12 protein-coding genes are annotated in these 10592 nt (G+C 58.3%); 6 read left to right on the forward strand and 6 right to left on the reverse strand.

What is annotated here, in order from left to right:
- Window positions 1–4: 4 nt before the first annotated feature.
- From AAEZ03_RS21790 to arfB, 6 genes are all read left to right on the forward strand, one after another.
- Complete coding sequence (locus tag AAEZ03_RS21790; RefSeq protein WP_088500236.1) at window positions 5–823, forward strand: segregation and condensation protein A; 819 nt, start codon at window positions 5–7, stop codon at window positions 821–823.
- Window positions 824–835: 12 nt separating this feature from the next.
- Window positions 836–1789, forward strand: a complete 954-nt coding sequence (scpB, locus tag AAEZ03_RS21795) for an SMC-Scp complex subunit ScpB (protein WP_350581477.1) — start codon at window positions 836–838, stop codon at window positions 1787–1789.
- Window positions 1790–1886: 97 nt separating this feature from the next.
- Window positions 1887–2069: a DUF1289 domain-containing protein gene (locus tag AAEZ03_RS21800; RefSeq protein WP_350581493.1), complete on the forward strand. Its 183-nt coding sequence runs from the start codon at window positions 1887–1889 to the stop codon at window positions 2067–2069.
- A gap of 144 nt (window positions 2070–2213) precedes the next feature.
- On the forward strand, window positions 2214–3410 hold the full coding sequence (rluB, locus tag AAEZ03_RS21805) for a 23S rRNA pseudouridine(2605) synthase RluB (protein ID WP_048371470.1): 1197 nt from the start codon (window positions 2214–2216) through the stop codon (window positions 3408–3410).
- A 655-nt stretch (window positions 3411–4065) separates the two neighbouring features.
- Window positions 4066–5484: an amino acid permease gene (locus AAEZ03_RS21810; RefSeq protein ID WP_350581479.1), complete on the forward strand. Its 1419-nt coding sequence runs from the start codon at window positions 4066–4068 to the stop codon at window positions 5482–5484.
- Window positions 5485–5571: 87 nt separating this feature from the next.
- Entirely contained in the window at window positions 5572–5985 is a 414-nt protein-coding gene (gene arfB / locus AAEZ03_RS21815; protein WP_048371466.1) for an alternative ribosome rescue aminoacyl-tRNA hydrolase ArfB, read from the forward strand.
- Window positions 5986–6020: 35 nt separating this feature from the next.
- Here the strand turns inward: arfB and AAEZ03_RS21820 are convergent, their stop codons facing one another.
- The 6 genes from AAEZ03_RS21820 to phhA form a co-directional block, all read right to left on the reverse strand.
- Window positions 6021–7208 carry an MFS transporter gene (locus AAEZ03_RS21820; protein WP_048386086.1) on the reverse strand — a complete coding sequence of 396 codons (1188 nt, stop codon included), beginning with the start codon at window positions 7206–7208 and terminating at the stop codon, window positions 6021–6023.
- Window positions 7209–7244: 36 nt separating this feature from the next.
- On the reverse strand, window positions 7245–7421 hold the full coding sequence (locus AAEZ03_RS21825) for a hypothetical protein (protein ID WP_088500399.1): 177 nt from the start codon (window positions 7419–7421) through the stop codon (window positions 7245–7247).
- Window positions 7422–7511: 90 nt separating this feature from the next.
- Window positions 7512–7643: a hypothetical protein gene (locus tag AAEZ03_RS21830; RefSeq protein WP_256665532.1), complete on the reverse strand. Its 132-nt coding sequence runs from the start codon at window positions 7641–7643 to the stop codon at window positions 7512–7514.
- 258 nt (window positions 7644–7901) lie between these two features.
- Window positions 7902–9098, reverse strand: a complete 1197-nt coding sequence (locus AAEZ03_RS21835; RefSeq protein ID WP_350581483.1) for an amino acid aminotransferase — start codon at window positions 9096–9098, stop codon at window positions 7902–7904.
- The gene (locus AAEZ03_RS21840) at window positions 9098–9454 is read right to left on the reverse strand and encodes a 4a-hydroxytetrahydrobiopterin dehydratase (protein WP_123752019.1); all 357 of its coding nucleotides are present in this window, start codon (window positions 9452–9454) and stop codon (window positions 9098–9100) included. Before AAEZ03_RS21840 ends, AAEZ03_RS21835 begins: the two co-directional genes overlap by 1 nt.
- Before the next feature lie 48 nt (window positions 9455–9502).
- A complete protein-coding gene (phhA, locus tag AAEZ03_RS21845; protein ID WP_350581487.1) occupies window positions 9503–10294 on the reverse strand; it encodes a phenylalanine 4-monooxygenase in 792 nt (263 codons plus the stop codon).
- Between the last annotated feature and the right edge of the window lie 298 nt (window positions 10295–10592).

Consider the following 10592-nt stretch of genomic DNA (forward strand, 5'->3'; position numbering starts at 1 on the left):
AGACCTGGACGTAGTAGAAACGGTTGATGAGCAAGCCGGTGCCCAGCAAGAACTGCCGTTTGCCATGGTCTATGGCCAGGCCGTTATTGAAATGCCGATGGACCTGTACATCCCCCCGGATGCGCTGGAGGTGTTTCTTGACGCCTTTGAAGGCCCGCTCGACTTGCTGCTGTACCTGATCCGCAAACAGAACATCGACATTCTGGACATTCCCGTGGCGGAAATTACCCGCCAGTACATGGGCTATGTCGAACTGATGAAAACCGTGCGTCTGGAGCTGGCCGCCGAGTATTTGGTGATGGCCGCGATGCTTGCCGAAATCAAGTCACGCATGCTCCTGCCGCGCTCGGCCGAGGTCGAAGAGGAAGAAGGCGACCCGCGTGCCGAACTGATCCGCCGCTTGCAACAATACGAGCGATTCAAGGCAGCGGCGGAAGGCATTGATGGCTTGAGCCGGGTAGGGCGCGACATCATCGTGCCCAAACTCGATGCCCCCGAAGCGCGTGCGCGCAAGCTGGTGCCCGACGTCGCGCTCGAAGAACTGCTGATGTCCATGGCCGAGGTGCTGCGCCGCACCGACATGTTCGAAAGCCATCAGGTCAGCCGTGAGGCCCTGTCCACGCGAGAGCGCATGAGTGAAGTACTTGAGCGTCTCAAAGGCGGCGGTTTTGTGCCGTTTGTTGAGCTGTTCACCGTAGAAGAAGGGCGTTTGGGCGTGGTCGTGACCTTTATGGCCATTCTTGAGCTGGTCAAAGAGTCGCTGGTCGAGTTGGTGCAAAATGAGCCCTTCACGGCCATCCACGTGCGGGCGCGAGCCGAATAAAGAGCTAAAACCATGAATTTGACTGAACCCCGCGAACTGGCACCGCTGCTGGAGGCCTTCTTGTTGGCCTCTGGAAAGCCGCAAAGCCTGGAGCGACTGTTTGAGCTGTTTGACGAGAGCGAACGGCCTGAACCGCCCGTGTTCAAAAAGGCTCTCGATGTGCTGCGCAAGTCGTGCGATGGCCGCGCCTTTGAACTCAAGGAAGTCGCCTCGGGCTATCGCCTGCAAATACGCGAGAAGTTTTCGCCGTGGGTCGGGCGGCTGTGGGAAGAGCGCCCGCAGCGTTATTCACGGGCGATGCTCGAAACCATGGCGCTGATTGCCTATCGCCAGCCGATTACCCGTGGCGAGATCGAAGACGTGCGCGGCGTGGCGGTCAACAGCCACATCGTCAAAACCCTGCTGGAGCGCGAATGGATCCGCGTGGTGGGCTACCGCGACGTGCCGGGTAAACCGGCGATGTTTGCGACCACCAAGGCGTTTCTGGACCACTTCAACCTGCAAAACCTCGACGATTTGCCGCCGTTGGCCGAATTGCGCGAGCTTGAGCCAGACCCGATCCTCGACTTCGACGACGCCCCTGTGCCCGAGCACCTGCAAGCCCTGGCAGACGAAAGCCTGGAGCCTGAAGAGCCCAAGGACGAGACCAGCTTCCGCACCCTGCTGGTGGAACTGGACTCGATGGAAGAAGGTCTTAAAACTGACTTTGATGACTTGTTGAGGGAAGAAGCAGCGGTCAGCGAAGAGCTGCAAGCGGCGAGTGAAGAGCCAGAGCCAACACCTGAACCTGAGTCAGAACCGCACCCTGAGGTTGAGCCACGGCTCAGCGCGGCGGAGCTGGCGCGTGATCGCTTGCGTGCTGCCGTCGCGGCCCTGGAAGCGCGGGCCACCCTTAGTGAAGAAGAACTCGAAGCCCGAGCGCTGGCCGAAGCCATCGAACAGGAACGCCGCGATCTCGAAGACTGACACACCCCTTGTAGGAGCGAGCTTGTCTCGCGAGCTTTTAAAGATCAAAAGATCGCGAGACAAGCTCGCTCCTACAGGGATTTTGAGAGATTCCACCATGAAAGACCCCTGCATCAGCCTCTGCAAATTCACCGATGACATCTGCATCGGCTGCGGGCGTAGCAAGCGTGAAATCAAAAGCTGGAAGAAACTCGACAAGGATGAAAAACGCGCCGTGCTGGCCGAAGCCGCCCTGCGTTTGAAGGCTTTGAAGGCCACCGGCCGGCGGAAAAATAAGTAAGTCGGCGCCTTCATCACCCGACATTGATGCGCAATGGCCAACATCCGCGTATGATTCGCGACCCCCACGCGCTCGTTCGAGCAGCAGGGCTTAATTTTTAACACCTCAGGCCACGCCTGAGTTGACACACCGGGAGGTGCCCAGATGAGTGATCTAGACCCTAAAGACAGCCAGGAAATTGGCCCGGCAGGCGAAAAACTGCAAAAAGTACTCGCCCGTATCGGCGTCGGCTCGCGCCGCGACGTAGAAAGCTGGATCAGCCAAGGCCGCATCAAGGTCAATGGCAAGGATGCAACCCTTGGGTTGCGCGTAGATCTGCATGACGCCATCTCCATCGATGGCAAGGTGATCAAGCGTGAAGAGGCCGCCGAATCGGTGCGCCGCGTGATCATGTACAACAAACCCGACGGCGAAATCTGCACCCGTGACGACCCGGAAGGCCGTCCGACCGTGTTTGACAAGCTGCCGCGTCCAAAAGAAGGCCGCTGGATCAACATCGGTCGTCTCGACATCAACACCACCGGTTTGCTGATGTTCACCACCGACGGTGAGCTGGCTAACCGCCTGATGCACCCTTCCTACGAAATGGACCGTGAATACGCGGTACGTGTGCGTGGCGAAGTCGATGACGAGATGATCGAACGCCTCAAGGCGGGCGTAGTGCTGGAAGACGGCCCTGCGCGTTTCACCGACATCAAGCAAGCGCCAGGCGGTGAAGGCTTCAACCATTGGTACCACTGCGTGGTGATGGAAGGCCGTAACCGTGAAGTGCGTCGCTTGTGGGAATCCCAGGGCTTGGTGGTCAGCCGCCTGAAGCGCGTGCGTTTCGGTCCGGTGTTCCTCAACTCTGACCTGCCGATGGGGCGCTGGCGCGAAATGAGCCAGTACGAAATCGACATTCTCAGCGCTGAAGTCGGCCTCACGCCGGTTGCCCTGCCTGAAATGAACGCCAAGAGCAAAGACAAGCTTGAGCGTATGCAGCGTAAGTCGTCACGCCCGGTACCGCGTGCTGACCGTGTTGCACGCACCTTGCGCCCGGCCAATGGTGAGCCGGCTGCGCCGCGTCCTGCGCGCCAGCCGCACATCGAAGGTGAGCGTCCAGGTCGTCCGGCCCGTGATGAGTCTGCCCGTCCGGCCCGCAAGCCGTCCGGCCGCACTGACCGTGTACCGGCAGGGCGCGGTGCACCGATCGCCGAACGTCCGAGCGAAATCAGCAAGCGCCCGGCCAAGCCGACGCGCTCGGGTCCAAAGCTGGTTGATGATGCGCCGTCCGGTAAGCGTCGTGGCGCGCCGTCCGGTTCCGGTCAGCGTCCAGGCTTTGGCCGTCGCAAGCCTGAGTAAACCTGCGGCGCTGTAAAAAAAACGCCAACCCCAAAGGGTTGGCGTTTTTTTATGCCTGCAAATCACATCACTCCTGTAGGAGCGAGCTTGCTCGCGATCTTTTGATCTTTAAAAGCTCGCGAGCAAGCTCGCTCCTACACAGGCGTGGTGTTGTAGGTGGAAATATTTCTTTACGATCCGTAAAGCTATCTCTACAAAATCAACAGGTTATCCGGCACAGCAGCCCGTTCCACCCCTTCTGTAAAGAATACTTTCCGGAAAAATGGCTGCTTGCACCATTTCTGACCGTTTATTGGCTTGTTTCGTCTTGCAAATGGCGGTGTGATGGGATCTTGCCTACGAGCGGGTGTACAATGCGCCGCGTTTTAACTGTGACCCAATTGCGTACCCGCGCTTTTTGCGCTGCTCAACCCCGTGATGAGTGGCCAAAACCTCGAGGCTAACCCGCCTTGTTAACTCCGCATCGCCACAAGCGTTGCGGGTTCGATTCCGTCACAGATAAAAACAAACAGGTGACGCATGACTCGTGAAACAACTTTGGATTCCTGGCGTCTGCGCTGGGGTTTGATGTGTGTTGTAGACCCTTCGATCACTGCCTCTGGTGCTCAAGCTACATCGCACTGAATCACATCAAACCTTGTGTGGAACGCTTTCAATGAGTGGAAAAACCTCGCAATCAGGTGAGCTTAAACGCGGCCTGAAAAATCGTCATATCCAGTTGATTGCCCTCGGCGGCGCGATTGGTACTGGCCTGTTCCTTGGCTCGGCCGGGGTACTCAAATCGGCCGGTCCATCAATGATTCTGGGCTATGCCATCTGCGGCTTCATTGCCTTCATGATCATGCGCCAGCTCGGCGAAATGATCGTCGAAGAGCCTGTTGCCGGCTCCTTCAGCCACTTTGCCCATAAGTACTGGGGCGGTTTTGCCGGCTTCCTGTCGGGCTGGAACTGCTGGGTGCTGTACATTCTGGTGGGCATGTCGGAACTGACTGCGGTCGGTAAATACGTGCACTACTGGTGGCCCGAAATCCCGACCTGGGCCTCGGCGGCAGCCTTCTTCGTGCTGATCAACGTGATCAACCTGACCAACGTCAAAGTGTTTGGCGAGGCCGAGTTCTGGTTCGCGATCATCAAGGTCGTGGCCATTATCGGCATGATCGCTCTGGGCAGTTACTTGCTCACCAGTGGCAGCGGCGGCCCTCAGGCTTCCGTCAGCAACCTGTGGTCGCACGGTGGTTTCTTCCCGCACGGCGTGACCGGTTTGCTGATGGCTATGGCCTTCATCATGTTCTCGTTCGGTGGTCTGGAAATGCTCGGTTTCACCGCAGCAGAAGCCGACAAGCCGCGCACGGTAATCCCTAAAGCGATCAATCAGGTGATCTACCGCATCCTGATTTTCTACATCGGTGCGCTGGTGGTTCTGCTGTCGTTGACCCCGTGGGACTCGCTGCTTGAAACCCTCAACGCCGGTGGCGACAGCTACAGCAGCAGCCCGTTTGTACAAGTGTTCTCGATGCTGGGCAGCAGCACCGCAGCGAACATCCTCAACTTCGTGGTACTGACCGCTGCATTGTCGGTGTACAACAGCGGCACCTACTGCAACAGCCGTATGCTGCTAGGCATGGCGCAGCAGGGCGATGCGCCCAAAGCGCTGGCCAAGATCGACAAGCGCGGCGTGCCGGTCAATGCCATTCTGGCTTCGGCAGCAGTGACGGTGATTGCGGTACTGCTCAACTACTGGATGCCGCACGACGCGCTGGAACTGCTGATGTCGCTGGTGGTGGCAACGTTGGTGATCAACTGGGCGATGATCAGCTACTCGCACTTCAAGTTCCGCCAGCACATGAACAAAACCGCGCAAACCCCGCTGTTCAAGGCGCTGTGGTACCCGTACGGCAACTACATCTGCCTGGCGTTTGTAGCGTTCATTCTGGTGATCATGCTGTTGATCCCGGGCATTCGCATCTCGGTGTTCGCGATGCCGATTTGGGTGGCCTTTATGGGGCTCTGCTACTGGTTGAAACCCAAGCGTGTAGAACAAGCCTCTGCTGAGGTTTACAGCCCGGCCAAGTAAATTGATCGGTTAAACAACACACCCGGCCACCGCGCCGGGTGTGTTGTTTGTGGGGTATGCTGCACGCCCTGCTGATGGACCTTTGTAATGCTGGTGATTTCCAACAACGTGCACATTCCCGATGCCGAAATCGAACTGACGGCCATTCGTGCCCAGGGCGCGGGCGGGCAGAACGTCAACAAAGTCTCAAGCGCCATGCATTTGCGCTTCGACATCCCCAACTCTTCCTTGCCGCCTTTTTACAAAGAGCGGCTGTTGGCGCTGCGTGACAGCCGCATCACCAGTGACGGGGTGTTGATCATCAAGGCGCAGCAATACCGCACCCAGGAACAGAACCGGGCGGATGCGCTGGAGCGGTTGCTTGAGTTAATCGTGAGCGCGACCAAGGTCGAGAAAAAGCGCCGCCCGACCAAGCCGACCCTGGGCTCAAAAAAGCGTCGCCTCGAATCCAAGACCAAACGCGGCAGCATCAAAGCCGGGCGGGGCAAGGTGGACTTTTAAGTCAAAAGCCCTCAGCCAGAGGGTGAGGGTTGTTCTTAGCTGCCTCGTGCAAGCTTTGCCTGCCGATACAAATAAACACTCAGCAGCACCCCGCTAAACGATGCCAGTGCTGCAAACAGGAAGATCGAGGTAAAGCCAAAACCTGCCGCCACCGCGCCCACCAGCGGCCCGGTGATGCCCAGTGACAGGTCGATAAACAGCGAGTACGCGCCCACCGCTGCACCTCGGCTAGAGGCGGGCACCAGATTGACCGCCTCAACGCCGAGTGCCGGAAACACCAGCGAAAAGCCAAAACCGCTCAGCGCAGCACCGGCCAAGGCCAGATGCGGGTCAGGCGCCAGCCACAGCAACAGCAAGCCCAGGGTTTCGACGCTCAGGCAGGCAATGGCGACGCGAAAGCCGCCCAGGCGGTTGATCATGTTGCCGAACAGCAAGCGCGCACTGATAAAACTGGCGCCAAACAGGCTCAGGCACAGCGCGGCGTTTTCCCAGTGGTTGGTGGCGTAGTACAGGGTGATAAAGGTGGCGATGGTGCCAAAGCCAATCGAGCCCAGCGCCAAACCTGTACCGTGGGGCAGCACCCGGCCCAGCACGTGCAGGAACGGCAAGCGCACGCCGCTGACAATGGGCGCGGCCACTTTTGGCCAGGCCAGCAGCAAGCCCAGCGTGGCCAGGGCAATGATGCTCACGCCCAGGCTCCACATGCCCAAATGCCCGACCATCACCACGCCCAGCGGTGCGCCAATGGCAATGGCGCCGTAGCTGGCGATGCCGTTCCAGGAAATCACCTTGGCGGTGTGGGCAGCGCCTACCCGGCCAATGCCCCAGCCGATCGACCCCGAACCCACCAGGCTTTCAGCGCTGCCTAGCACCAGCCGGCCCAACAGCAGGCTGGCCAGGCTCCAGGCAGGTGCCGCGGCCAGCCAACTTGAAGTCAGCATCAACACACCGCTCAAGCCGCATCCGGCCAGCCCGTACATGACTGCACGTTTGCTGCCCTGGTTATCGATGATGCGGCTGGCGTAAGGGCGGCTCAGGAGCGTGGCCAGGTATTGCACGCTGATCACCAGCCCGGCGATGACCGTGCCATAGCCCAGGTGGTTGTGAACGTAACCGGGCAATACGGCCAGCGGGATGCCGATGTTCAAATAGCCGATAAAGGTAAACAGAACGATGGAAACCACTTGCAGCGTGATTGCCATAGGGCGTTGTGTTTCAGGCATTGGGTAGGGGTCCTGCGGGGAGCGGTAAGGTGCAGATTACAACGGTGCAACCAATTGTGTCGCAATTAAAGCAGCCAGTGCGTTTTCCTGGGTGCCGAAGCGCTTAAGCAGCAGGGCCTGCTTTTGTGGGCTGAGACGCTCCCAGAGCTCGATCATTTTTTCGGCGGTGCCGATCAGGACGCTGGCCTGGGTGTCGCTGAAGGTGTCAGTCACGCTGTTGTCCGCGAGAAGAGAAGGGTGGCGCAATTGTGTCAGGCGGTATGAAAAACCTGAAGCTTTTCGCACCGCCTGATAGATGGCCGGTCAGTCTTCGCTGTCAGCCTGGAGGCTGTCTTGAGCCTCTTCCAGTGCGGGGTTTTCGCCACTGGTGTGTTGCGGGGTTGGCTGCTGAGTTTCATGCAGGCTTGGGAAGGGGAGGTTTGGGATCTCGTGCATCGTCGCGCTCCTCGTAAGGTGTGTTTTTAAATCGCTGGGTAAATCGGCGCTTTTAAAAAGCAAGGGCAGGATACAGGAGGGAGTGTGACAATTTGTCTTTTTATTACGTCTGGCGCCGATTGTGGCGATTTATTCATCTTGCAATGTGTAGCCGCTGCCGCAGGCTGCGATGGGCTGCGTAGCGGCCCCAGGCTTCTTGTCTGAAAGAAAGCGAAGGTCCTGCGGCCCTTATCGCAGCCTGCGGCAGCGGCTACAGGTTTAGTGCTGGCAGACCTGTGCAATGGCCTTGGCGAGCAGCTCCAGGCGGGTGCCATCGACCCCGGCCATGTTGGCGCGGCCTGAGCCGACCATGTAAACGCTGTGTTTTTCACGCAGCACTTGCACTTGCTCGGTGCTCAACCCGGTGTACGAGAACATCCCGCGTTGCTGGTTGATGTGCGCAAAGCGCTCGGCCAGACCGAACGGCGTCAGCGCCTCGACCAGGCCGCTGCGCAGTTGCGCGATGCGGCTACGCATGGCTTCCACTTCGGCGGCCCATTGCGCCTTGAGCTGCGCATCACCGAGGATGGTCGCCACCACGGCGGCGCCATGATCCGGCGGGTTGGACCACAAGTTGCGCGCCAGATACGCCAGTTGGCTGCGCACATCGGTCAGTTTTTCGGCGTCATTGGCACACACGATCAACGCGCCGACACGCTCACGGTACAGGCCGAAGTTCTTCGAGCAAGAGCTGGTGATCAGCACTTCAGGCAGTTCGCTCACGAACAGGCGTGTTGACCAGGCATCTTCTTCCAGGCCGTCGCCGAAGCCCTGATAGGCAAAGTCGATCAGGGGCAGCAGTTCGCGCCGACGAACGACATCCAGCACCTGCCGCCAGTCGTCTTGCGACAGGTCAAAGCCGGTCGGGTTGTGGCAGCACGCGTGCAGCAACACCACGTCGCCCTGGGGTACGCCCTCCAGGGCGTGCAGCATGGCGGCTACGTTGAGGGTGTTGTCGCGGCCCACGTAGGGGTAATGACCTACCTTCAACCCGGCTTCGGCAAAAATGCTTTCGTGGATCGGCCAGGTCGGGTCGCTCAGCCAGATCCCGCGCCCTGGCAGGCAGTGCGCGATAAAGTCGGCCACCAGGCGCAATGCGCCGGTACCGCCCGGCGTTTGCGTGGCGCCCGCACGTTTGGCCGCCAGCAGCGGCGAATCAGTGCCCAGTACCAGCTCGCTGATCAGTTGGCCAAAACGGCTGTCGCCGTGGCCGCCGATGTAGGTTTTGGTCTGTTGCTGATCTACCAGGCGCTGTTCGGCCTGTTTGACTGACTGCAAAATCGGCGTCAGACCGTTGGCGTCTTTATAGACGCCCACGCCCAAGTCGAATTTGTTCGGGTTGGTGTCCTGGTTATAGGCGTCGATCAAGCCCAGAATCGGATCGCCCGGCACGCGGCCAATGGCTGAGAAGTGCATTACTTGCGACCTTCGGCAGTTTTGGCAACCTCATCGGTGCGCGCAGCCATGATGAAGTCGTTGCGGTGCAGGCCTTTGATCGAGTGGCTCCACCAGGTCACGGTCACTTTGCCCCATTCGGTCAGCAGACCCGGGTGATGGCCTTCAGCTTCAGAGATTTCGCCAACGGCGTTGGTGAACGCCAGGGCGTGCTTGAAGTTCTTGAACAGAAAAACCTTTTCCAACTGCATGATGCCGTCGCGAACTTCGATGTTCCAGTCCGGGATCTGCTTGATCAGCATCGGCAACTCTTCGTCGCTGACCTGTGGAGCATCGGCGCGGCAGGCTTCGCAGTGGGCTTGGTTCAATGTGCTCATGGTGTATTCCTGAAATCGATTTTTTGTTGGTCTTGAAAAAAATAAGGGTTAAGCCGCTTTCGGCTTGGGCGGGAACTTGGGCGCATGCAAGCCCAGCTCCATGCCTTTTTCAACCATGCCCATGATGTCTTCGTGGGCCAGGTCAAACAGGCGCTTCAAGTCCGGCAGAACAAAATACAGCGGCTGCAAAATATCAATTCGATACGGCGTGCGCATGGCTTCCAGCGGATCGAATGGCTGATGTTCAGGTTCTGAAGACAAGCTGTAAACCGTTTCTTTAGGCGAAGACAGAATTCCGCCGCCATACACGCGTTTGCCTTCAGGGGTATTCACCAGGCCGAACTCGATGGTCATCCAGTACAGGCGGGCCAGATACACGCGCTGTTCTTTGCTGGCTTGCAGGCCGAGCTTACCGTAGGTGTGGGTGAATTCAGCAAACCACGGGTTGGTCAGCAGCGGGCAATGGCCAAAAATCTCGTGGAAAATATCCGGCTCTTGCAGGTAATCCAGTTCTTCACGGGTACGAATAAACGTTGCCACCGGGAACTGCTTGCTGGCCAGTAATTCGAAAAAGGTCTGGAAGGGGATCAAAGCCGGCACGCGGGCAACTTGCCAGCCGGTGGTTTCGCCCAGCACTTTATTGATCTCGCTCAGTTGCGGGATGCGGTCGTGGGGCAGGCCGAGTTTTTCGATGCCTTGCAGGTATTCAGGGCAGGCACGGCCTTCGAGCAATTTGAGCTGTCGGGTAATCAGCGTATTCCACACCCCGTGTTCCTCGGGTGTGTAGTTGATAAAGCCATTGGCATCCGGCTCACGGGCGACGTATTTCGTTTGCTTCATGGTGCTCTCCGCAGAGAAATCGTTTTTATTGTTCTGTCAGGGACGGCGCGTATTCGTTGGTTAAGTGATATCCCAAGTGCTGGCCGGAAGCAGCCGGGCAAACGTGTCTATTACCGGAATGATGTGCGTATTCCGTAAATGATTCGTTACGACAAGACAATTGAACTGTCATTCTTGCGTGAGTAATTGCAAAATCGTCAAAAAATCGTGACAGCCAAATGCTCTCCCGAACAAAAAACACCTGTAGGAGCGAGCTTGCTCGCGATCTTTTGATCTTTTTAAAAGATCGCGAGCAAGC

Origin of the sequence: Pseudomonas sp. HY2-MNA-CIBAN-0224 (genome assembly GCF_040310285.1) — a bacterium.
Classification (GTDB): Bacteria; Pseudomonadota; Gammaproteobacteria; order Pseudomonadales; family Pseudomonadaceae; genus Aquipseudomonas; species Aquipseudomonas helleri.

Excerpts from the sequence above, each read along its gene's own strand:
- arfB (WP_048371466.1), top strand. The coding sequence starts at position 5,572 with ATGCTGGTGATTTCCAACAACGTGCACATTCCCGATGCCGAAATCGAA.
- AAEZ03_RS21810 (WP_350581479.1), top strand. The coding sequence starts at position 4,066 with ATGAGTGGAAAAACCTCGCAATCAGGTGAGCTTAAACGCGGCCTGAAA.
- AAEZ03_RS21830 (WP_256665532.1), bottom strand. The coding sequence starts at position 7,643 with ATGCACGAGATCCCAAACCTCCCCTTCCCAAGCCTGCATGAAACTCAG.
- AAEZ03_RS21835 (WP_350581483.1), bottom strand. The coding sequence starts at position 9,098 with ATGCACTTCTCAGCCATTGGCCGCGTGCCGGGCGATCCGATTCTGGGC.
- AAEZ03_RS21820 (WP_048386086.1), bottom strand. The coding sequence starts at position 7,208 with ATGCCTGAAACACAACGCCCTATGGCAATCACGCTGCAAGTGGTTTCC.
- phhA (WP_350581487.1), bottom strand. The coding sequence starts at position 10,294 with ATGAAGCAAACGAAATACGTCGCCCGTGAGCCGGATGCCAATGGCTTT.
- scpB (WP_350581477.1), top strand. The coding sequence starts at position 836 with ATGAATTTGACTGAACCCCGCGAACTGGCACCGCTGCTGGAGGCCTTC.
- AAEZ03_RS21840 (WP_123752019.1), bottom strand. The coding sequence starts at position 9,454 with ATGAGCACATTGAACCAAGCCCACTGCGAAGCCTGCCGCGCCGATGCT.
- AAEZ03_RS21800 (WP_350581493.1), top strand. The coding sequence starts at position 1,887 with ATGAAAGACCCCTGCATCAGCCTCTGCAAATTCACCGATGACATCTGC.
- rluB (WP_048371470.1), top strand. The coding sequence starts at position 2,214 with ATGAGTGATCTAGACCCTAAAGACAGCCAGGAAATTGGCCCGGCAGGC.